At 59.3% G+C, this 21,695-nt stretch carries 17 protein-coding genes; 9 read left to right on the forward strand and 8 right to left on the reverse strand.

Annotated elements, in window-relative coordinates:
* Nucleotides 1-358: 358 nt before the first annotated feature.
* Nucleotides 359-703, forward strand: coding sequence for a hypothetical protein (locus tag QP803_RS18995; RefSeq protein WP_284945042.1), 345 nt, complete (start codon nucleotides 359-361; stop codon nucleotides 701-703).
* Nucleotides 704-896: 193 nt separating this feature from the next.
* On the opposite strand, the gene QP803_RS19000 is transcribed toward QP803_RS18995, so the two are convergent.
* The 4 genes from QP803_RS19000 to aspT form a co-directional block, all read right to left on the reverse strand.
* A complete protein-coding gene (locus QP803_RS19000; protein ID WP_284945043.1) occupies nucleotides 897-1,856 on the reverse strand; it encodes a dimethylarginine dimethylaminohydrolase family protein in 960 nt (319 codons plus the stop codon).
* A 329-nt stretch (nucleotides 1,857-2,185) separates the two neighbouring features.
* Nucleotides 2,186-2,395, reverse strand: a complete 210-nt coding sequence (locus tag QP803_RS19005; RefSeq protein WP_350356043.1) for an HAD hydrolase family protein — start codon at nucleotides 2,393-2,395, stop codon at nucleotides 2,186-2,188.
* 435 nt (nucleotides 2,396-2,830) lie between these two features.
* Nucleotides 2,831-4,450 carry a bifunctional aspartate transaminase/aspartate 4-decarboxylase gene (locus QP803_RS19010; protein ID WP_284945045.1) on the reverse strand — a complete coding sequence of 540 codons (1,620 nt, stop codon included), beginning with the start codon at nucleotides 4,448-4,450 and terminating at the stop codon, nucleotides 2,831-2,833.
* 32 nt (nucleotides 4,451-4,482) lie between these two features.
* Entirely contained in the window at nucleotides 4,483-6,192 is a 1,710-nt protein-coding gene (gene aspT / locus QP803_RS19015) for an aspartate-alanine antiporter (protein WP_284945046.1), read from the reverse strand.
* Between the two features lie 484 nt (nucleotides 6,193-6,676).
* Here aspT and QP803_RS19020 point away from each other — a divergent pair, with 484 nt between their 5' ends.
* Nucleotides 6,677-7,303 carry a histidine phosphatase family protein gene (locus QP803_RS19020; protein WP_284945047.1) on the forward strand — a complete coding sequence of 209 codons (627 nt, stop codon included), beginning with the start codon at nucleotides 6,677-6,679 and terminating at the stop codon, nucleotides 7,301-7,303.
* A gap of 60 nt (nucleotides 7,304-7,363) precedes the next feature.
* Here QP803_RS19020 and QP803_RS19025 read toward each other — a convergent pair whose 3' ends face one another.
* Nucleotides 7,364-11,800, reverse strand: a complete 4,437-nt coding sequence (locus QP803_RS19025; RefSeq protein ID WP_284945048.1) for a chemotaxis protein CheB — start codon at nucleotides 11,798-11,800, stop codon at nucleotides 7,364-7,366.
* A 285-nt stretch (nucleotides 11,801-12,085) separates the two neighbouring features.
* Here QP803_RS19025 and QP803_RS19030 point away from each other — a divergent pair, with 285 nt between their 5' ends.
* Nucleotides 12,086-12,427 carry a response regulator gene (locus QP803_RS19030; protein ID WP_284945049.1) on the forward strand — a complete coding sequence of 114 codons (342 nt, stop codon included), beginning with the start codon at nucleotides 12,086-12,088 and terminating at the stop codon, nucleotides 12,425-12,427.
* Nucleotides 12,428-12,436: 9 nt separating this feature from the next.
* On the opposite strand, the gene QP803_RS19035 is transcribed toward QP803_RS19030, so the two are convergent.
* Both QP803_RS19035 and QP803_RS19040 read right to left on the reverse strand, forming a co-directional pair.
* A complete protein-coding gene (locus tag QP803_RS19035) occupies nucleotides 12,437-13,216 on the reverse strand; it encodes a PRC-barrel domain containing protein (RefSeq protein ID WP_284945050.1) in 780 nt (259 codons plus the stop codon).
* 53 nt (nucleotides 13,217-13,269) lie between these two features.
* Nucleotides 13,270-13,758, reverse strand: a complete 489-nt coding sequence (locus QP803_RS19040; RefSeq protein WP_284945051.1) for a hypothetical protein — start codon at nucleotides 13,756-13,758, stop codon at nucleotides 13,270-13,272.
* 221 nt (nucleotides 13,759-13,979) lie between these two features.
* Between QP803_RS19040 and QP803_RS19045 the strand changes: the two genes are divergently transcribed.
* Nucleotides 13,980-14,963 carry a zinc-dependent alcohol dehydrogenase family protein gene (locus tag QP803_RS19045; protein ID WP_284945052.1) on the forward strand — a complete coding sequence of 328 codons (984 nt, stop codon included), beginning with the start codon at nucleotides 13,980-13,982 and terminating at the stop codon, nucleotides 14,961-14,963.
* Here the strand turns inward: QP803_RS19045 and QP803_RS19050 are convergent.
* Nucleotides 14,953-16,428 (reverse strand): mechanosensitive ion channel domain-containing protein, encoded by a 1,476-nt coding sequence (locus tag QP803_RS19050; RefSeq protein ID WP_284945053.1) that lies wholly within the window; start codon nucleotides 16,426-16,428, stop codon nucleotides 14,953-14,955. The two genes, QP803_RS19045 and QP803_RS19050, sit on opposite strands and share 11 nt — an antisense overlap.
* Nucleotides 16,429-16,795: 367 nt before the next feature.
* Here QP803_RS19050 and QP803_RS19055 point away from each other — a divergent pair, with 367 nt between their 5' ends.
* From QP803_RS19055 to QP803_RS19075, 5 genes are read left to right on the forward strand one after another with little or no spacing between them, the layout of a single operon-like run.
* A complete protein-coding gene (locus tag QP803_RS19055) occupies nucleotides 16,796-17,296 on the forward strand; it encodes a nucleotide exchange factor GrpE (protein ID WP_284945054.1) in 501 nt (166 codons plus the stop codon).
* Nucleotides 17,297-17,319: 23 nt separating this feature from the next.
* Complete coding sequence (locus QP803_RS19060) at nucleotides 17,320-18,702, forward strand: NAD-dependent succinate-semialdehyde dehydrogenase (protein ID WP_284945055.1); 1,383 nt, start codon at nucleotides 17,320-17,322, stop codon at nucleotides 18,700-18,702.
* 9 nt (nucleotides 18,703-18,711) lie between these two features.
* Nucleotides 18,712-19,845, forward strand: a complete 1,134-nt coding sequence (locus tag QP803_RS19065; RefSeq protein WP_284945056.1) for an NAD(P) transhydrogenase subunit alpha — start codon at nucleotides 18,712-18,714, stop codon at nucleotides 19,843-19,845.
* An 18-nt stretch (nucleotides 19,846-19,863) separates the two neighbouring features.
* Complete coding sequence (locus QP803_RS19070; RefSeq protein WP_284945057.1) at nucleotides 19,864-20,193, forward strand: NAD(P) transhydrogenase subunit alpha part 2; 330 nt, start codon at nucleotides 19,864-19,866, stop codon at nucleotides 20,191-20,193.
* Between the two features lie 5 nt (nucleotides 20,194-20,198).
* Nucleotides 20,199-21,650, forward strand: a complete 1,452-nt coding sequence (locus tag QP803_RS19075) for an NAD(P)(+) transhydrogenase (Re/Si-specific) subunit beta (RefSeq protein WP_284945058.1) — start codon at nucleotides 20,199-20,201, stop codon at nucleotides 21,648-21,650.
* The last annotated feature ends 45 nt before the right edge of the window (nucleotides 21,651-21,695 follow it).

A 21,695-nucleotide genomic window follows, 5' to 3' on the forward strand; every position in this document is an offset into this window, starting at 1 on the left:
CGGACAACGCTCCATAATGAATCGGTGGCGCCGTGCGCATGCATCACCGCCTCTGCCACTCCGCCACGTGACCCGGGCCTGACCTCGGTACGCTGCTAGGAGTGGGATTGGGCAGGGCCGGGAATTCTTGATCGCGCATTAGGAGGTTCTCGAACGGCGAGAGACGCGTTTTCTCAGCAGAACATGCGTTTATATCTGCGATACAATTCGAACGTCGAATGCGGTGCAATTGGAGGCCGTTGGTCGCCCACTCGCCAAGCCCGTTGCAGTGAGATAATGACGATCACCACGATTGCTGTGTGCAGAAATCACCCATAAGGACAGCCTAATCGACATCCACTTTCCGGAGCCAACCATCATGCGTCAGTCCTTTACGACGATGGCCGCAATGCTCGGACTGCTTGCCCTCGCCGCCCCCGCGATAGCGCAGGCATATTACCTGCCCAAGAAGCTCAGTGCCAGCGACATGCAGATGCTGACGATCGAAGGCAACACGCTGACGCCGGGCGGAAAGCAGACAGGCGCATGGTCCAACCCAAAAACAGGGCATTCGGGGACAGCCGCGATTCTCAAGAAGACCGAAAAGAAAGGAATGCACTGCGAGCTATACGAATATACGTTCCGCACCGGCACCAGCTCGGATAACACGCCCTACAAGCTTAATTGGTGCAAGACCGACACCGCTTGGAAGATTGCCAACTAATCAGGTCGCAACGGCTGGCTTGTCCCCCCGTCATTGGCGGGCGATCGTCTAGAGCGAGACGATATCTCTCGTCTAGCGGCGGCCGCATCCTTGGCCCAATCAGCGTGCGCATTACCTACACCAAGGCGCACCGCTATCGGCCCGGATGCATCGTCACGCGGGCCGGTGTGCTCAGTTACGATTTCTGTTCGTCCTAAACGGTCTCTCTCCAAAGGGGCTGCGTACTGCAACGAAATGCACCACCAAAACCTCGCGAGATTTGGAAATCTACGTATTCTACCCGGATTCCGTGCTTCGCGACCTCATCGCCGATCCGCTTGAAGAATGGGTCCGTTACGTAAACCGTCGGGCTGATGGGCAGACCGTTCGTACCGAGGTTCGCTGCCTCCTCCTGACTCACGGAAATCCTTTCCCAGTTTGCCAGCGCTTTCGGGACGCCGTCGAGTAGCCCGTCGGCGTAGACGGCGAGAAGACCCTCGCGCACCATCCCCATCGTACAGTCGAGATGGAGGATATCGGGCTTCATCAACACAGATTCCACGGTGTAGCCGGACGGTGCCAACAGCTTGCGTAGGTGCTCGGCGCCCTGCAGGGTGGATGCACGGCCAGAGTGGCCAACAAACACGTGGCGCCCGTAGACCAGAACGTCTCCCCCTTCAAGAAAGGGCCCAGGCCCGCCGTCATCGACTTCGAGCGGCATAATCTCGGGTTGTGGCAAGGCGGTATAGGTGCAAGCTGCCGGGAGAACCTCAGCGTACATAATGTTGCGGCTGGGGAGTACTTCATGCCGACGCTGCGGAAACATCAGCGAGCCTTCTATAACGTAGTTGCCAACGGTGAACCAAGGATCACGGACAAAGTCGTTGCTGTAACCCTGCTTGCCACCGGCAGCCTTTTCATACTCAGTCAAAAGTCTGGGACGAAAGACTTCTACGCCGTGCTTCTCGAGGACCGCTTTGAAAGCGGTTCGTTCGGCTTCCCATTGCGCCTGCCGTTCGGGCATAGCAATCGCATGGTCCTTGCCCATCAATGAGTGAATGAGAGCACGCTTGCCCTTCGGCATGATGGCGATCTCCGCATCGAGCTGCTCCGGCGTGAAAAGGCTGGCATCCGGAAGTCGCAACTGAGATTGCGCAAGCACAACAGTACGCAACGCTGCGAACTCGGTCTCTACGAAATGCGTCTGGATGAGGCGGGCACGGACGACTGTCCGGCACCGTTAGACGCTCCGGGTGTGGTTGCCGTAGTCGGTGGGCTAGCCGCCAAAGCGACGAAAGGCATCGCGGTCCCTATTGCAGCTCCTGCGATAATAGATCTGCGGCTGATCGCATTGGCCTCGGTTATCTTAACCACAGGCAAATCCTCTTTCTAGCGAAATCAGGATAATCATTCTCACGATTATAGTAACCGTAGGGCAATGGCTATGATCAATAAGTCCTGAACCTAGCACTACTTTGGTAGATTCTTATTGTCTCTAGAATTCTAGGGATTCTCAGGAACGAGTTTGCGTGATTCATAGGAGGTCGGTACGATCCCGGCGGCCGCCTTCGCGGCATTCGTTGCGGTGGAAACGGCGATCCCCATCTGCGCCTGCCTCAGCGCCGGGGCATCGTTGGCCCCATCGCCGCGCATGCCGACGATATGCGAGTCTGCCTGTAGCGCCTTGACAAAGCGGAACTTGTCCTCGGTCACAACGCCGGCGAAAAATGCGTAGTCTTCCGCCTTGATTCGGGGCGCGGGCTTAACGCATAGCGGAGGCACTCCGAAAGCGAGGGATCGCGATCACGAATACTACCGCTTCCAACGCAGGCACTTTCAGAACGTCCTTGAAGTCGAGCCGACTGCGCACCCTTGGGTGCGAGGGCAGACCGCCGCGGCGGTTTGCCCGTCACCTCGATCCTGCCGACGGTGACGTCGAGGTGTCGCGATTGATAGCCATGGGCTACCGTCAGTCTGACCAGGATTCTTCCGCTCCCCATCCCGGGCGAGTGCATTCTTTGTGCCAAGCTCGTTTGGGCTGCGCCAAGATGACGCGCGCAGTACGGGATAGAATGCGGCGCTTGCAGGCATTGGTCTCCGCCACAGAAGAACGCCGCCGCTTTGTTACCCGCTCGTTCGTATTCCAATCTAAACTGTGGCGGCGGCAACATCCTTCGCATTGGTGCTCTTATAGTCTTGGAAATACTCGTCCAGTATCTGCCTTGAGAACCGTCCGATCGACGCATATTCGCTCTCTGTCAGGTTGGCGAGTGAGACACGGGCGGAGGTGTCGACCACTTCGAAGCCGTTGCCGGGGAGAAGAACGACACCCGTCTCCTGTGCGAGGCGGAAGAGAAAGCTGGTCCCCAGGTCGCTGTTCATGAACCATGTCTTGAACGCGAGCCCATGCAGCACTCCAGCCAGATCCTGAAGATCGATCAAGGTGTAATAGTTTACATCATTCGCCCGGTGCGGCACGACGATACCCATATTGCGGTAAAGCGTCTGGTGCCGCTGCCGGATCAAGCGCTTGGCCGCGTCCTTGTAGCGATGATCCCGGTCCATCAGCCCGTTGAGGGCGAAGAGGGCCATCTGCAACTGCTGTGGCGTTGACAGACCCGCAGTGTGATTCAGCGCAACGGCGCGGCTATCCGCGACGAGACGATCGATAAAGCGAATCTCGCGCGGTTTCGTGCTCAATGAGATGTAGCGTGCGTCCAAGCGCTGCTTTTGGTCCTCGGGCTGCGCTGCCAGGGCCGCGTCGAAGGCATTGTCGTCATGCAACGCAATCGCGCCGAGACGCCATCCGGTTGCACCGAAAAACTTTGAAAATGAATAAACGCAGAGGGTATTGCGAGCGCATTTGGCGAAGACGGAGACAAAGTCGTCCGCGAAGGTGCCATAGACATCGTCTGTCACGATGAAGAGATCGGGCCGCTCAGTCTTGATGAACTGCGCCAGCTGTTCCAGCGCTGCATCCGACATTTTCGTCGATGGCGGATTGCTCGGATTGACGAGACAGAAGATCTTGACCTTCGGGTCACGTAGCTTCTCGATCTCAGTGAGTGGGAATTGCCAATTGTCGCCCTGGTCCAAGCGGATGTCGACCACATCCAGACCGAACTCGGCCAGGACCGGAATCTCAAGGTATGGTGAGAAGATTGGCGTTCCGATACCGATCTTGTCGCCGTGGCCCACCAGACCGTTCGCATTGAGTGTCTGGAAGATATAGGCCATCGCGGCCGTTCCACCTTCCGTCGCAAAGACGGAGAAGTCACCGGCCGGAGGTGCCGTGCCGAACATTTCCTGCGCCAGATAGGCCTTCACGATCTCCTCCGTGTGCGGCAACATGCGTGGCGGTGTCGGGTAGGTGCATCCCAGGAAGGCATTCGTCAACTCGAATAGAAACTCATCCTGGTTCAGGCCAAGCTGATCCTTCACATAGGACGTTGCGGACCGAATGAACTTGATACCCGCTGCCCCGGCGTGACCCGCCGCATAGGAGTCAAATCTCTGGACAATGCCGTCATGCTCCGGCAGGCCGCCGAAGCCGCTGTCGAGATAGGCGTACGACCGTTCCGCCTCGAGCATTGCAAACTCACCCAGGCTCAGAAACGCCAACCGGGGGAGCATCGCCAAGAAGTTTGGATTGCCGCGGCCGGCATTCAGCATCAGGCGTTCCGCGTCAGACGAAGCGATGGCGATCAGCTGATCCTTCAACTCGAAGGGACTGAGCTTTGCATATTGACGGTACAGATTCTCGAGCATGGCGTTACTCCATTGATTTAAGGATGAGCCGACTACGGTCCTGCATTCTTCGTGATAATGCCGACGATGACCGGTCCCCACAGCGTCAGGAAGACATTCGCGACGGCATAGGTGACTGTGAAGGACACAACGGGCGTGCCATTCCCCGCCTTGGCGAGCAAGGCAGCGAAGGCGGGATTTGCGCTCCGCCCACCCGCAACGCACGACAGTGCCTCGATCGGATTTTTGATACGCAGGACAAAGTAGGAAAAGAAGAACGTCACGATCTGCGGGATGAGTGTCACGGCAACACCCAGGAGCAGCAGCGTCACGCCATAATGTTCGATGGCCGTCAGGGCCTGGGGGCCGGCACCAATCCCGACCACACCGACGAACACGGCCAGGCCGAAATCTCGCAGGAAGGTCGACGCGCCGATCGGCAGGGCGGCAAACCTGGGATGCACGCTGCGCAGCCACCCAAATAGCAGGCCCGAGAGAAGGCAACCGCCACCGCTGCCTATGGAAATCGGCACGCCCCATATCTTGAAGGCCAACATGCCGATCAGCGTGCCGACAATCATGCCGAGACCGAAGAATATGAAATCCGTCACGACCGCGGCACTAATCTTGTAGCCGATCTTCGATTGGACGCGGTCGAGATCGGACGGGCTGCCCGTGAAATGCAGCTCATCTCCGGTCTTAAGTTGAAGCTTGCTCAACAAGGGCAGGTCTCGCCCCATGCGCTTCGCCGCGGTCAGAAACACGCCGTGACGCGTGTCGATCGTGGCATGATCGTGGATTTCGCTAATCTGCCGGCCACTTAATACGCGGTTCGTGAGAATGATCCCTCGGTTCTCCTCAACGATCGAGAACCCGGGCGGGGACGCGATCTCACGACCGAACACCGTGTCCGACAGTTTGAATGCGTCGAGCCGTCCCGTCATCGCGACGGCGTCTCCAAGCTCGATCGTTGTCGTGTCATTCATCTCGACCATTTTGCCGGCACGAAAAACACCCTCGACTGAGGCATCCGAGAATTGCCTATCGAGTTCCAAGGTCGTTCTGCCGATGGCCGTGCGGTCCCGTGTGACTTCATAGACGCGCGTGATGATATCGTTGACGGCGTTAAACTGGCCAGGTTCGAGTTCCGCCTTGCCGCCAGATAGCTCCTTTGCAAGCTTGACGGCTTCCTTGCGGATATCCCACTTCATGATCATGGGGAAGAACCAAGTCACCATGATGATCGGACCGAGCGAGCCGAAAATGTAACAGACGGCGTAACCGACCGCGACATTCGTCTGCATAGTTTTGGTTATTGCTGGAGAAAGGCCCAATTTGGAGATCGCATCCCCCGCCGTCCCGAGAATGGCCGACTGGGTCAATCCACCTGCGGCAAGGCCGGCTGCCATGCCGCGATCCAATCCAAACATCCAAGCCCCCGCGATGACACAGAGGAGGCCCGTGAAGCACATGACGAACGCCGAGACGAGTTGATTGAGCGAACGCAGATTCAGAGCGTGGAAGAACTGCGGGCCGCCCTGAAAACCGACCGCATAGATGAACAAGGCGAAGAAGATCGTCTTGATGCCGGGGTCGATGTTGACGCCCAACTGGCCGATGATAACTCCCACCAGCAAAGTGCCGGCGACACCGCCAAGAACGAAGCTTCCGACTTTGATCCGGCCTACGAGATAACCTATGGCGATGGTGGCGAAGAGAGCAATCAGCGGTTGATTGGCGAAGAGATGCCGTAGGAAATCCATGCTGTCATCCTCGATGCAATGCGCGAACGAACTCCGACCGCTCCGTTTCGACGTTGCAGCGAAGCTGGCCCGTTATATGCCAGAGAAGTGTCATGGGTCGGCCACGGCAGGTAGCCTCGGAAACTACCTAGGTCGCCGCTTTTTAATCGCAGTCTGAGAGGGTCTGTGGCGAGCCGGCATGGATACTCAACACATGATGGCGAGGATGGTCGCAGGCGTAGCACATGATCTTACTAACTCACGCCAACGGACTCATGTAGGTAATTTCCGAATCTACACCCTGATGCCAGGATGAAATACTCTCAATCAATCTTAGGCTTGCCGACAAAACGACTGTCACGCAGGCCACAACACTAGTCGAAAGTCACGCTTTGCCTAAGAACTCTCCAAACTTCTGCAATCTCATAGCCTCGACCGAGACTGGGGCACCGCCAGGGCGTCCTGCAATGGTGGCTGCGAGCATCGCCCGCCGTTCGGTGCCGCGATGAAATCGTCAACGCGTATTATCCTGGTCCGCCACGGCGAAGTCAAAGGCATAGAGACCCCACGTTTTCGAGGTTCAGCAGACCTGCCTCTCACCGAACGTGGATTGCGACAATCGGAACTGACCCGTGATCACCTCCTGTATCTGGGCGTAGCCGCTGCAATCTACAGCAGCCCGCTCCGGGGATGTGCGCAAACAGCCGCGATCTTCGGGCAGTCGCAGGCAGTCGCCGTGAATTATGCGTCTGAACTGAATGATATCGACCATGGCCTTTGGCGGGGGCAAACCCATGATGACATCAGGCGAAGCGAGCCGCTCGGCTTCGACACATGGGTGGCCAATCCCGAGAAGACCCAGTTCCCGGGCGGTGAAAGTCTTCAATCCGCAGCCGACCGCGCTCTGGTCACGCTCAGCGTCACCCGGACGGCAAGCGTCGGTTCGACCATTCTCCTCGTAAGTTATGACAGCATAATCCGGCTGCTGTTACTGCACGTTCTTGGACTGCCGCTGGCCCGCTACGCGACCCTGGACGTTGCACCTTGTGGTATCAGCGTCCTTCTCTCTCAAAAAGCGTCATGGCGTGTGCGCTGCATCAACGAAACATCGCACCTCATGCGCCTGGGGTGAGAAACACGCCGCCGCCGCGAAGCAAAGCGCCTCTTGCTCTCGGATCGATGACGGCGTGACTCAGCTTCCGTCGGCGCCGGAACCCGCCACCGACGCCGCCGCGAGCGCCAGACGCGCCAAAGCAGGAAGCGATTTGGTACCGGTCCGCTCCATGATAGACGCCCGATGATTTTCCACGGTGCGCTGGCTGATACCGAGGTCGCTAGCGATGTTCTTGCTGGGATGGCCGGCAAGGACCAATCGCATAATCTCGCGCTGCCTTGTGGTGAGTCCAGCGAGTTTCGAAGCCGCATCCTCGTGCCAGGCAGACCGCTTGCTCGTATCTCCCGCTTGTTCGAGCGCACGGGCCACGCTCGCAATAAGCTCGTCATGTCCGATCGGCTTTTCAATGAAGTCGGAAGCCCCGGCCTTCATCGCCTGCACCGCCATCGGTACGTCACTATTGCCGGTGATCATGATCGCCGGCAATAGGTCGCCGTCGCTGCGTAGGCGCTGTAGAAGCGCAAGACCGCTCATGCCAGGAAGATAAGCATCGATCACGATGCAGGCTTCGCGGCCTGGGCGATAGGCGGCGAGAAAGGCCTCGCACGTGCTAAAGACCTCCGTCACGATGCCATGTTCAACCAACACGTCTCGCATCGCATTGCGCACGGAGGCATCATCGTCGACGACGAAGACAACCGGTCCGTCGGGATCGCGCCTTGTGTCTATCGGTTCAGAGTGCGGCCGCATCGCCGTTGCCGCCGGTGAAGTCAGTAGGACCTGAATGACTCGCGTTAATTCTGAGGCTTTTACGGGTTTGTTCAGTTGTATACAACCACTCTGGGTGACGCGCATCGCCGTTTCGGTGGAGATGTCACCCGTCAGCATGATGGCGGGCACGGCTCGTATTAAGGCGTTTCGGATCTGCTCGACGACGTCTAGCCCATTCATCCCGTTGGGAAGGTTGTAGTCAGTAATGATGAGGTCCGGTTGCAGTTCCCGTCTAGCCAATACATCTAAGGCCGCAATGCCGTCAGCTGCGGTGGTTGGCTCATAGCCTTGGTCCTGCAATAATAGCGCGAGCAAATCACGAACTTCCGGATCATCCTCCACGACCAAGATTGCCCTACCCAGGTGCGCCCGCGCCGACTTTGAAGCGCTAACATCATTTTCTGAGTTGTTAGCGATCGAAGTCAACCCGATCGGTGCAAGCTCAACGTCAATCGTGAATACCGAACCCTTGCCCAGCGCGGAGCGCGCGTGAATTGGACATTTGAGAAGAGCGCCTAGCCTTTGCACGATCGAAAGGCCAAGGCCAAGGCCGCGGCTGCGTTCCCGTGCCGCATTATCGACCTGGAAATACTCCTGAAACACCGATTTCAACGCAGTTTCGGAGATGCCAATGCCGCTATCCCAAACCTCTATGCTCAGGCGTCCGGAACGCCGCCGGCAGCCGACCAGGACTTTGCCGTGCTTGGTGTATTTTAGGGCGTTGGAGATAAAGTTGCGGATGATCTGTTCCAGCAGGTTGGCGTCACCCCTAACAGACAGCCCGCACGGCACAACGCTCAAGGTCAGGCCCTTGGCCAGCGCATGATATGAAAATTCTTCTCGTAAACGTGTCAGAACCTTGTCGATCTGAAAGCTCTGTAGTTCGGCATGGACGCCACCGGCGTCAATCTGGTTGATGTCCAGCAAGGTGTTCAGCATGCCCGCCATCGCGCCTAGCGTATCATCCAACCGGGATACCAATCGCTGCGCGCGCTCTCCTTCGACCGTGTGTGATAGCAGACCCTGAAGCAGCGTGAGGGTCTGCAATGGCTGTCGAAGGTCATGGCTGGCGGCTGCCAGGAACCGGGACTTCGTAACGTTGGCGATATCGGCCTGCTGCTTGGCCGCTTCTAAGGCCCGGCCGGCTAGAATCCGCTTTGTGATGTCAGTGAAGGTGATGACAACGCCCTCCACGCGGCCATCATGCGACCTATACGGAGAGATGCGCCGGCGGAACCAAGCGCCATTCCCACCCTCGATCTCGCGCTCGACGAGTGTCATGCTTTTTAGCACGTCTTCCGCATCGACCGTCACCGATGCCTCGGGGCCGAGTGATCGGAGATCCGCGAGCGGACGGCCGACATCACTTGGTATGACATGGAAGATCGATCGCGTTTCTGGCGTAAAGAAGCGAATATTCAGGTGCACATCAAGGAAGATGGTCGCCACGTCAGTGCTGTAGAGGACGTTCTGAAGATCGTCGGCGGTTGTGCGCTGGCGATCCAAGGTTTCACGCAACTGGCTATTAAGCGCCGTCAGTTCCTCGTTCAGGGACTGAAGCTCCTCCTTCGAGGCAAGAAGCTCTTCATTCGTCGATTGGAACTCTTCGTTTGCCGACAGCGCTTCCTCGTCGATCGCCTTGTGGTCCTCGCTCATGATCTCGAGATCACGCAAGGCGTTCCGCAGTTCGAGCCCTACCGCGTCGAGGTCATGCTTGTAACCTGCGTCAGGGCCGTCGAGCCGCGCAGCGAGACGCGCACCAGCGTCATGTTCGACCACCGGGCCCTCGATGAAGCAAACCAGGAGCAGGTCCTCCCCGGCGTTCGTCACGGGCTGCACGTCGATGCGATACGAGCCCGAGCCTGCCGCGGCTTTGGAGCGACCTCCGGCCATGATGACACGCACCTTCTCGCGCCTTGCTTGATTGATGGCCAGCTTCAGCTTGGACCGTACCTCCGGTCGGGCCATCGCGAGCAGGTCATGGGTCGGCTGCTCTGGAATCGCCCTCAGATAGCGGTCAGTCGGGCCCACAGAGAACAGACATTGGTGTTTCGTATTGATCAAAATGGCCGCAGGTGCGTATTGCTCGAGAACGAGGCGCTGCCCCAGTTCGACGATAGACTCCTGTCTCGATAGCGGCGATTCCTTGCCGGCTCTTCGGCGGAATCGGAGCGCGCCACCGGCGACATGCGCCGAGGTGGAACTACTCTCTCTCCCAGCACCCAGGAACTTGTAGAGTCGGTCAGATTTCGAGATAATCTCAAACTTGGCTTCTGAGCTGCCGATGGTCTCCGACGTTCCAAGAAGCAAGATGCCACTCTTGCGGAGAGCAAACCGGAAGACCGCGATGACGCGCTCCTGGGCCTCGGGGCTCAGGTAGATCAAAAGGTTTCGACACGACACAAGATCGAGTCGCGAAAACGGTGGATCAGCGAGCACGTCCTGCACCGTGTAAACGACAGACGCGCGGAGGTCGGCCGAAACGCGATAACCATCCTCCTCCTTGGAGAAGAAACGCGCCAGGCGATCGGCCGATACATCCGCCTCGATAGTGAGCGGATAAAAGCCTTCGCGCGCCGTCGCTACGGCCTCTGGATCGACATCCGAGGCAAAGACCTGCAAACCCAGGTCCGATCTCGCAGCGAGAAGCTGCTCTCGGAACAGCATTGCGAGTGAGTACGGCTCCTGACCCGTGCTGCATCCGGCGACCCAGATGCGAATCGTCTGGCCGGCCGGCTGATGGCGAATGATCTCCGGAATGACACTTTCCGAAAGCGTGTCGAAGACAGTCGGATCTCGAAAGAAGCTGGTGACGTTGATGAGGAGATCCATCGCAAGAAGATTGAGCTCCGCCTCGTCATCATAGAGCTTGTGGTAGTACCGGCCCATTTCCCCGCGCGGGATGGCGAGCATGGCCATCCGCCGTTCGATGCGCCGGCGCAGCGTCCCTGGCTTGTAGAGCGTGAAATTATAGACCGTCTGAGTGCGGAGCAGCAGGACGATCTCGTCAAAGCAATCCGTTTCAGGAACATCCTTCAAAGGCGGCTGAAAACCCTTGGCCGATGCTCTCGCCTGCCGGGCTTGCAACGCGGCGGGCATTTCAGCGACTGGAAGGATGAGATCGACGACATCCGTATCGATTGCGCTTTGCGGCATTCCTCTGTAGCCCGCCTCGGCGGGTCGCTGGGCAATGGTAAGGCCCCCTTTTTCCCGCAACGCGCCGGAGCCCAGGCTTCCATCCGCACCTGTGCCGGATAGGATAATGGACACGGCACGCGGCCCGAACGCCTCCGCGAGTGACTGCAAAAGGTGGTCGAACGGCAGGCGCGCCCCGTGACGGCTCGGCGGGCGGGAAAGATGAAAGGCGCCCTCAACGATAGAGAGGTAGGTTCCCGGGGGAATGACGTAGAGATGGTCCGCCTCAAGCGCCATCCCTTCCGCAGCCTGTACGACCGTCATTTTGGTATGGGCTGAAAGAAGCTCCACCATCATGCTCTCATGATTTGGATCGAGATGCTGGATGAGAATGAAGGTCATCCCCGTGTCAGCGGTGATCGCATCCAATAGCTTCGTGCAGGCCCCCAATCCGCCCGCTGAAGCCCCAATGCCGATAACAAGATCGGCCGATTGTCCTACAGCAACCTTCGCCTCATCCAATATTGCGCGGCCGTTAAATGCGGTTTCGGACACCTCGCCGTTGGCGGAGTGATCCTTGGGCGGAAGACGCGGCATGCGTAGCGTCATGTTTCATCCTATTCCGCGCGACATGCGAGAGCGTGACGTTCCGTTGTCGTTTGGGCTCGCACTGAGTGGCGACGTGGACCCGCAAATGTTGCAGGGCGTTTAGGTAGTTTCCGAAGCTATCTTAGTTCAGTTTTGCTGAGTTACAAAATCTCATGACGGATAACCGGGCTACACCGACCATAGACGCGGCAAAATGACACGGTTTCACTCCCCGCAGTCAGCGATCGCACGCATCCGTCGCGCGTCGTTCTTCCCAAGGCCGGGCGTCGATCGCGCATGATATCCTTGCGTATTCTCGTCGTTGAGGATGATCTTATCATCGGATCACTGATCTCGGAGATGCTTGTAGAGCTCGGACATGAAGTTTGCGGTCTAGAAACAACAGAAATGGCCGCCATCGCGGCTGCGTCTCGCGATAAGCCGCAACTCATGATCGTCGATCGCCAGTTGCGCGAAGGAGACGGAACCTCCACCATGAGGGCTGTTCTCCGCGCTGGCCCGGTTGCTTATATTTTCATGACTGGCGAGCGCAGGGTCGCCGACAACCCCGACGCGGTCATGCTCTACAAGCCGTTTCGAGAGGTGGACCTGCGCGTTGCTATCGAGCGCGCTGTGTCAAGGCGTTGATTGATCGCTTTAGTACAGGCTCTGGCCGGGCCAGTTGTAATGGTGATGCAGCCCCTCAGCATAGGCCTGCTCAATCATGGCGTCAGGATTCCATGGCGGCGCGGTCTTGACCTTCTCGCGCAGGACATTGAGCCTGATCTCGCGGTCTTCCCAACTGACTCCGCTCACGGCGTAGGGTGACAGCAGCACGTGCTTGCCAGGCCACCAGTTTTTGGTGTCGATGATCATGTATTGAACGGCCCAGGCCTTATCGTCGATCAGAAGATTCTCGATGTGACCGATGGTACCGTCGGTCGCGTGGACATGGTAGCCGATGACCGCTGACACACTGCGGAGGTGTGGATCCAGATGTTCGTCTTCTTCGCTTGAAGACGCCGTGTTGGCCGTAAAAAATGGCGGTGACGATAGCGGAGAACCGATCGCGCCGGCGCCTATTCCGTCGCCCGTCGCAAGTAAGCCGCCGCCACCCCAGATCGGGTTCCAGCCGTAGTAATCATAGAGGCTGAGTTCCATCTGCCGTGATACAGGGGCGTCAGCGCTGATATCAGGACTTTCTTCGACTTGAGTCATTGTCAGCGCGACCGCGAGTTCCTCCCGATCGTAATCTGACTTGACGATCGCGGATGGGTGAACAAGCACTTTACGCGCCGACAGCCAGCTCCCTGTGTCGATCACGAGCCAGCGTAGCTTCCAGCTCCGGTCATCGAATAGGAAATCAGCAACGACACCGATTTTTCCGTCTTGGGCCTTGATGGCGTAACCTTTGAACGCCGCGGCGACCAACAGCATGGTGCAATGATCCTGATATTCGTGGTTGCGGGCAATTCGCGACCTCGGTCGCGTTACCGTGAAAGCTGAGGACTTGGCGGCGTCGCCTGTTTCGGGCTTTGGTGCGTCATCGCCGTTATCGACCCCGCCTGTTGTTGCGTGAACAGCAGGCTCATCGACGTACCCAGGGCTAGCGCGCAAAAGATCAGAATGAGCGGCCCATAGCTTTGACGAGTGGTGATATCAACGGCAACGATGCCGGGGCTTTGCAGAGCCCCTGCTGGACCGGGCAGGAGAAGGACAAGCCTCGCAGCCCTCGCGCGGGCATCCGCAGAGGATACGGATGACAGGGGGGTGCGGCCGATCAGTCGCGCGAGATTTTCTGGAAGAGCCGTTTTGGGCATCCTCGCCAGTCGGCCGGCTTCTTCCCAAGGGTCCTTGTCCATGCGCGCGAGAACCGAGAGCATCGTCACAGTTGAGCCGTTAAAATCCGTTCCCGCCTCAGCATAGAGAAAGGCATTCAGGGCCGAATGACCAAGATTCTCCGCATTGCGATCTGCCACGGCCGGCTCTCCCTTGCTGCGTGAAGCCTCATGTCTGCGTGCCCATACGAGGACAAAGAAACATTGTTGCCACGTCGCTTCCCGCTCGGGCAGCCTCGGAAACTACTTAAGTGGTCCGGTTTGCCGAGTTCGCGTGCCACCCCGAGCGGCCTGAGTAGTTTCCGAGCCTGCCGTCGGCCCCTTTCTTCCGAGACATTGGGCGGCAACGTCGGAGATGCGTGATGCACGCCATGGTTCTGAAGCGGTTACGCTCCCCTCTGGAGCTGACCGAGTTTCCCGACCGCGCGCCGGGCCCGGGCGAGATCCGAGTGAAGGTTGGTGCCTGCGGGGTCTGCCGCACGGATCTGCACGTCGTGGATGGCGAACTCCCGGATCCACAGGTGCCCATGATACCCGGTCACGAAATCGTCGGCCGGATCGATGCTCTGGGCTTGGGCGTCGAGGGGCTGCGCCTTGGCGAGCGCGTCGGCATCCCCTGGCTCGGCCATACCTGCGGCGTCTGCTCCTATTGCACCAGTAAGCACGAAAATCTGTGCGACCACACACTTTTTACCGGCTACACCCGCGACGGCGGCTTCGCGACCTCCACGATCGCCGATGCGCGCTTCGCCTTCCCCCTGGGCGAGGATGGCAGCGATGAGGAACTCGCGCCCTTGCTCTGCGCCGGTTTGATCGGCTGGAGGTCGCTCACCATCGCGGGAGAGGGCAAGGCCATCGGCCTTTACGGCTTTGGCGCCGCTGCCCATATCCTGGCGCAGGTCGCCGTATGGCAGGGCCGCAGGGTCTTCGCTTTCACCCGGCCCGGAGACGCAGCCAATCAGGCTTTCGCCCGCAGCCTGGGTGCGAGCTGGGCCGGCGGTTCCGACGAAATGCCGCCGGAGCCGCTCGATGCCGCGATCATTTTCGCGACCCTCGGTGATCTGGTGCCACCGGCTTTGAAGGCGGTCCGCAAGGGCGGTCGCGTCGTCTGCGCCGGCATCCACATGAGCGACATTCCAGCCTTCCCCTATCGCCTGTTGTGGGAAGAGCGGCAGCTTGTCTCGGTCGCCAACCTCACGCGGCAGGACGGCGTGACCTTTCTCAAACTCGCGCCCACAATCGGTATCCGGACCAAGACGACCCCCTATCCGCTTGTGCAGGCTAACGAGGCCCTGGTGGATCTGCGGGCGGGTCGATTTGAAGGCGCTGCCGTACTCATTCCATAGGGGACTCGAGACCGAAAAGCGTCTTTATGCGGCCTGCCAGCCGCTTTGCCAGGCCCGCGACGGGCTTTCGGGCGTCATCGCCTGCGTGGAGCAGACTGGCCCCGTTGGCCTCCCGCTTTGCGATAATCCTGCCAAGTTCAGCGGCAATGGCCGGACGATGCTGGAGAACCGGCCCCAGATCCTCCCGCAGTATCTCATAGGCGACTGACTTTATAAGAGCGGTGACCCGAAAACTATTGGGAGCGCCCGTCAAGACGCTCGCCTGACCAAAACATTCGCCAGGCGCGAGCCGAAACACTTCACTTTCTTTGTCTTCATGCTTCTTCAGCACCACGAGAACGCCAGAATAAAGAATGAACAATGCCGGGGATATCGCCCCCTGTTCGATCAGCACGTCTCCCGACTTGTAGACCTTGCGCGTCATCTTGGGCGCAAGAGCAAGTCGCTCGTCATCCGACAACGACGCGAAGACCGACAGGCGGTCCAGCATTCGGCGTGGCACATCATCGATGTCCGGCGATCGATCTTGAGGTGGTAGAGCCAATGCGCTTCCTGTCGGAGGCGCCAGCCGGATGCCAGCCGAAGCGCAATGCCTGAAGATCCGATCAAAGACCTCATTCTGAGCATTAGCGCCGCTCTCTATGGCAGACACAAAGAACTGCAATTCGCATTGCATCGCGATCGCGTCCAACGACTGGATCGCCACTGCCGGTGCGGGCACTCGTAAAATCTGTGTGCAATTCAACATCGCCGTCTCCAACACCGCTACGGCATTCGACGGTGCCATCACCGGATCGAGCCTGACGGAGATGGTAACGCCATGGGCACCCGCAGGCTTGCTTGCGTTAACGATCTTGGCTTTGGCGAGGATGCTGTTGGGGACGACCGCAAGATCATTCGATTGAGTCAAGATCTGCGTTGCCCGCCAGTTGGTCTCGATAATTCGCCCTGCTAAACCGCCGTCGATGGTGATCCAATCGCCAGACCGATACGGCTTCGCGAGATTGAGGACGACGCCGGAAAACACGTCCCCCAATGTGCTTTGAAGCGCTAGTCCAAGAACGATGGCAAGCACGCCCGACGCCGCCAGCAAGCCGCTGATGGGCGTATCGAAGACATAGGCGATGATGCCAAACACCGCGCTCACGTAAATGAAACCCGAGCAAACGTCCTGTAGGAACTGCGTTTCCACCGGTTTGCGTTGGAAAATGAGGGCCGCGTGGACAAAACCCGCCACCAGCCAGGCTGCCCCGAGCCACCACACGATCTTGAAGAAGCTTATGATGAGGTAGGTGAGGGTCAGATCCATGACCGGGGTCGGCCTGATCGGGATGACGCCGGCAGAGACGAGCACTGCCGTGAAGCCAATGACGGTCGCCAATTGGCATAAGAATTGTCCGACCGGCCTATGGCGAAGCGTGAACCGCGTTACCAAAAAGCCGACCCCCACGATCGCACCGGCCAAAGCCAGGAGATACTCGACGTGCGAAATATGGTCGGCGACAAGAATGGAGATGGTCCTACTCCGTGGGTCTGATGCTGCGGGCTCCGCCAATGCAATCGAACAGATTGCACGCGCGCAAAACTAGGATTTTTCTTTCTAGACCGTAAGGATCGGAAACTACTTAGCGCTTCCGTCTGGCCCCGTTGACCGCGCCACCCGGTCTTCTATGGGACGCGTAGGTAGTTTCCGATCCTTCCGCGTGAATGGGACGCTCGCTAACCCTGCTCGACGCTTGAGGTGGCACGCGCCACCTCGTTCCATCGACGGAGTTCCCCATGACGCTTCATCCAAGACTACATCGACTATCGACGATGATCGCAAAGGCGGCATGATCGCACCGACGCCGGAGCCGGCCGAAGAGATCGCCAAGCTTCGCGACCGGTGGATGCGCGCGGAAGCCGAGATCGCCAACGTCCTTACCCGAGCCCGCCGCGATGTCGATGAGGCTCGCCTCTACGCCATTCAGAAATTCGCGACGGACATGGTCGAGGGCGTCGAGACTCTGCAGCGTGGTCTCGATACGCTACCAGCACCAAAACCCGGTGAACCCGCTCTTTTGACGACTCTCCGCGATGGATTCAGCGCGGTCGAACGCAATTTTTGCGCCATGCTGAAGCGAAATGGGGTCGAGCGCGAGGTGTCTGCGGGGCGTCTGTTCGATGCCAATCTCCACCAGGCGATGGCCGAGGAAGAAAACGAGTATTTGCCGCCGGGTGCCGTGATTCGCACCCTTTCATCCGGCTGGCTGTTGCATGGCCGTCTGCTCCGCCCGGCGATGGTCGTGGTGGCTAAGGCCCCCGCCCCCGCCCGCACGAATACAACCCGCTAAAATCATCATAAAGGATCCGTCTCATGGGCTATGAAAGCGTCAACCCGTTCAATGGCAAGAGTCTCAAGACCTTCGAAACGCTGACCGACAAAGACCTCGAAGCCAAACTGACCATCGCCGCCGCCTGCTTCCAGACATGGCGTCACAAGACCTATGCCGAGCGCGCGGTGATCGTCGCCAAGGCAGCCGTGCTCATGCATGAGCAGGTCGAAACCCTCGCGCATACGATGACCTTGGAGATGGGCAAGCGGATCAACGAGGCGCGCGGGGAGGTTGAGTTCAGTTCGAACATTCTCGCCTATTACGCCAAGAACGCCGAAACCTTCCTCGCGCCTGACGAGCTTCATCCCACGATCGGAGAAGCCCATATGGAATGCAGCCCGATCGGCGTGATCTTCGGCGTGGAGCCCTGGAACTTTCCCTATTACCAGCTCGCCCGCGTTGCAGGCCCGCATTTGATGGCGGGGAATGTGCTCGTCGTGAAGCACGCGGCCTGTGTGCCACAATGCGCCATCGCCTTCGAAAAGCTCTGGACCGATGCCGGCGCCCCCCCGGGCCTCTATACCAACCTGTTGATCTCGCACGAACAGTCCGACCGCGTCATTGACGATCCGCGCATCAAGGGAGTCGCCCTCACCGGCAGCGTCGCAGCCGGGCGAAGCATTGCAGCGCGCGCCGGCCAGAACCTGAAACCTTCCTCAATGGAGTTGGGCGGCAGCGACGCCTTTATCGTGCTGGACGACGCCGACCTCGAGCACACAATGAAATGGGCAGTATGGGGCCGGATGTATAATGGCGGCCAGACCTGTTGCGCCGCCAAACGCTTCATTGTCGTGGAAAGTGTCGCCGACGCATTCTTGTCAAAATTCAAGGTGGCGCTCGGTGCGTTGAAGGCCGGCGATCCCCTCGACGAAAAGACAACGCTCGGCCCGCTGTCTTCCGAATCGGCCCTTGTGCAACTTCTTGAGCAGGTCGATGTCGCCCTTGCTCATGGCGCCACACTCGTCATGGGAGGAGGACGCGTTGACCGGGCGGGAAGCTATATGCAACCGACGATCCTGACGGATGTGGCGCCTGAGAACCCGGCTTTCAGGGACGAGTTCTTTGGCCCCGTCGCCATGTTTTTTCGGGTCAAGGACGAGGATGCGGCGATTGCCCTCGCAAACGACTCCGATTTCGGCCTCGGCGGATCGGTCTTCACCAAGGACATCGCACGGGGCCGGCGCGTGGCGAGCCGCGTCGAAACCGGGATGATGTTCATCAACAACATCTCCTGGTCCGACGCGGAACTTCCCTTCGGCGGCATCAAAGACTCTGGCTATGGCCGTGAACTCGGCGACATGGGCATTCAGGAATTCGTGAACAAGAAGCTGGTTCGCTACGCGGCCCTCGAAGCGCCCGTCTGAGCGGAGCGGATGAGCATGTATGTCAACGTCGCCATACTGAAAGAGACGCACCCGCACGAGCGGCGCGTGGCGCTGGTGCCGTCTGTTGCTGCCAAGCTCATCAAACTCGGCGGCAGGGTGCACATGCAATCTCATGCCGCCGACGCTATTCGGCTGACGGATGCCGATTTCAAGGACGTGGTCTTCATAGACGACCGCGACGCGCTTCTGCGCGAAGCGGATGTCGTTCTGGCCGTGCAGCCACCCGCCCTCGATGTCGTCAATGCGATGAAGGAGGGCGCTATCCTGATGTCCTTCATCTATGCAGAGAAGGAGCCGGCGCTCGTGCGCCGGCTCCTGGAGCGAAAGATTACCTGCTTCGCGATGGAACGCGTTCCGCGCATCTCCAGGGCGCAGGCTATGGACGCCTTGTCCAGTCAATCGGCGCTCGCAGGCTATTACGCCGTGCAACTCGGCGCGACCCATCTCGCCCGAATTCTGCCCAAAATTACCACGGCGGCCGGTGCCATCGGTCCCGCGAAAGTGCTGGTGATAGGTCTGGGAGTGGCTGGGCTGGAGGCGATCGCGACGGCCCATCGCCTCGGCGCCGTCGTCGAAGGCTATGACGTCCGACCGGAGACGCGGGAACAAGCCCAGTCATTGGGCGCGAAGTTTGTCGAGACGGGCATTGATGCGCGTGGTGAGGGCGGCTACGCCCGCGCGCTCAATCCACAGGAGGCGACGAAGGTCGCGGCGGCCTTGACCGCACATATTCAGCAGTCGGACCTGATCATCACGACGGCCGCGATCCCCGGTCGTCCGTCGCCCAAGCTCATCAGCAGCGAGCAGGTCGCGGGCATGAAAGCGGGCGCAGTGATCGTCGATCTTTCGGCCGAGGGCGGCGGTAATTGCGAGGACACGCGGCCCGGTGAGACAACGCGTATCGGGCGTATCACCATCGTCGCGCCGTTGAACGTGCCGTCTCTGCTCGCGGAGGATGCGAGCGAGCTCTACGCGAAGAACCAATACAACCTGTTGGCGCTCATGATGAAGGACAACGTCATCGCCATCGACTGGAAGGATGAGGTTCTCGCCAAGACCGCACTCACCCATGACGGGCGGTTGACAGACGCGGAGACCACACCCGCCACCAAAGCCGCCTGAGCGGAAAGGGACATCGACATGCCACACCAGATCGTCATCACCGGCTTCGTCGCCTTGTATATCTTCGTGCTCGCGGCCTTCGCGGGTTGGGTGATCATCGGGCGCGTACCGGCGATCTTGCACACGCCGCTGATGTCGGGCTCGAACTTCGTGCATGGCATCGTGGTCGTTGGCGGCCTTTACGCCCTTCTCAATGCGAGCAGCGTGCTTGAGCAAACGATCGGGTTCTTCGCCGTTCTTTTGGGCGCGGGCAATGCGGCGGGCGGTTACGCTGTCACGGACCGCATGCTCGCGATGTTCCAGCCGAGCGCGGAAAAGTCCGACGGGACCCTCCGGAAGAGCGAGTAGTCGCGATGCTTACACTCCTTCCCCAATTCACCATCCGCATCGCCGATCTCGCGGCGGCCTTCCTCTTCATGTATGGCCTCAAGCGCATGTCTTCGCCGGTGACGGCGCCGTCAGGCATCTTCGTGGCCGGCATCGGCATGGCCGTCGCGATCCTCGCCACGTTCCTTTACATTTTCAACGTCAGCGACGCGGCGAAACCCTTCCTGGCCGTGAATGTGGTCTTGGCCGTCGTAGCGCTTCTCCTGGGTGGTGCCATCGCCTGGTGGAGCGGCAAGCGTGTCGCCATGACCGCCATGCCGCAGATGGTGGCGCTGTATAACGGCATGGGCGGCGGCGCCGCAGGGGCGATTGCCGCGATCGAGTTGTTCGGGCAACACACGCAGGGCCTGGCGACTGCCGTCGTGACCTTGCTCGGGGCGCTCATCGGCGCCGTATCGCTGTCGGGCTCGCTGATCGCCTGGGCCAAGCTTGACGGCGTTCTCGATAAACCGCTGCGGTTCAGGGGGCAGCAAGCCTTCAACGCTCTCGTGTTGCTGATGGTGATCCTGGTTGGGGGCTACATAGTCTTCGCCATCCAGACGGCTACGGCGCCGATCATCGCCACGCGACACCTCATTAGCCTGTTCTTCGGTCTGGCCTTGATCTTCGGCATTCTGATGACCCTGCCCATCGGCGGCGCCGACATGCCCGTCGTCATTTCCATCTACAACGCCTTCACCGGCATGGCCGTCGGGCTCGAAGGCTTCGTGCTGCAGAACCCCGCCCTCATGATCGCCGGCATGGTGGTCGGTGCCGCCGGCACGCTGCTGACGCTCCTAATGGCTAAGGCCATGAACCGATCCGTGGCCAATATTCTCTTCACGAACTTCGGCGCGATCCAAACGGAACAGCAAGGCGAGATGAAGGGCAGCCTCAAGCCCGTCGATGCGGCGGATGCGGGCATCTTCATGCGCTACGCCAGTTCCCTCATCATCGTGCCGGGCTATGGGCTCGCCGTCGCCCAAGGGCAGCAGAAGCTCTACGAATTCGTCAAGCTTCTACAAGCCGCCGGAGTCTCTGTACGCTTTGCAGTGCATCCAGTCGCTGGGCGGATGCCCGGCCAGATGGATGTGCTGCTCGCCGAAGCGGGTGTGCCCTACGACATGATCTTCCAGCTCGAAGACATCAACGATGATTTCGCCACCACCGACGTGACGCTGGTCATCGGCGCCAATGATGTCGTCAATCCCGCGGCGCGCACCGAGAAGACCTCGCCGATCTTCGGAATGCCGATCCTGAACGCCGACAAGGCGCGGAAAGTCTATGTCGTCAAACGCGGCCAGGGCGCGGGCTACGCCGGCATCCAGAATGCGCTGTTCTACGGCGACAATTGCGACATGGTCTATGGCGATGCGCAAGCGGTGCTGATCAAAATGATCGAAGCGGTCCGCGGTCTCGGTCTGGCCGCCGCCGCATAGCGCAAATCTCCATCGATCCACTCCCATAAAGATATCAAAGGAGCT

The sequence above is a fragment of the Acidisoma sp. PAMC 29798 genome, from assembly GCF_030252425.1.
In the GTDB taxonomy this organism is placed as follows: domain Bacteria; phylum Pseudomonadota; class Alphaproteobacteria; order Acetobacterales; family Acetobacteraceae; genus Acidisoma; species Acidisoma cladoniae.

Excerpts from the sequence above, each read along its gene's own strand:
- QP803_RS19065 (WP_284945056.1), top strand. The coding sequence starts at position 18,712 with ATGAGCATGTATGTCAACGTCGCCATACTGAAAGAGACGCACCCGCAC.
- QP803_RS19010 (WP_284945045.1), bottom strand. The coding sequence starts at position 4,450 with ATGCTCGAGAATCTGTACCGTCAATATGCAAAGCTCAGTCCCTTCGAG.
- QP803_RS19075 (WP_284945058.1), top strand. The coding sequence starts at position 20,199 with ATGCTTACACTCCTTCCCCAATTCACCATCCGCATCGCCGATCTCGCG.
- QP803_RS19055 (WP_284945054.1), top strand. The coding sequence starts at position 16,796 with ATGATCGCACCGACGCCGGAGCCGGCCGAAGAGATCGCCAAGCTTCGC.
- aspT (WP_284945046.1), bottom strand. The coding sequence starts at position 6,192 with ATGGATTTCCTACGGCATCTCTTCGCCAATCAACCGCTGATTGCTCTC.
- QP803_RS19020 (WP_284945047.1), top strand. The coding sequence starts at position 6,677 with ATGAAATCGTCAACGCGTATTATCCTGGTCCGCCACGGCGAAGTCAAA.
- QP803_RS19070 (WP_284945057.1), top strand. The coding sequence starts at position 19,864 with ATGCCACACCAGATCGTCATCACCGGCTTCGTCGCCTTGTATATCTTC.
- QP803_RS19025 (WP_284945048.1), bottom strand. The coding sequence starts at position 11,800 with ATGACGCTACGCATGCCGCGTCTTCCGCCCAAGGATCACTCCGCCAAC.
- QP803_RS19060 (WP_284945055.1), top strand. The coding sequence starts at position 17,320 with ATGGGCTATGAAAGCGTCAACCCGTTCAATGGCAAGAGTCTCAAGACC.
- QP803_RS19035 (WP_284945050.1), bottom strand. The coding sequence starts at position 13,216 with ATGCTGTTGGTCGCCGCGGCGTTCAAAGGTTACGCCATCAAGGCCCAA.
- QP803_RS18995 (WP_284945042.1), top strand. The coding sequence starts at position 359 with ATGCGTCAGTCCTTTACGACGATGGCCGCAATGCTCGGACTGCTTGCC.
- QP803_RS19045 (WP_284945052.1), top strand. The coding sequence starts at position 13,980 with ATGCACGCCATGGTTCTGAAGCGGTTACGCTCCCCTCTGGAGCTGACC.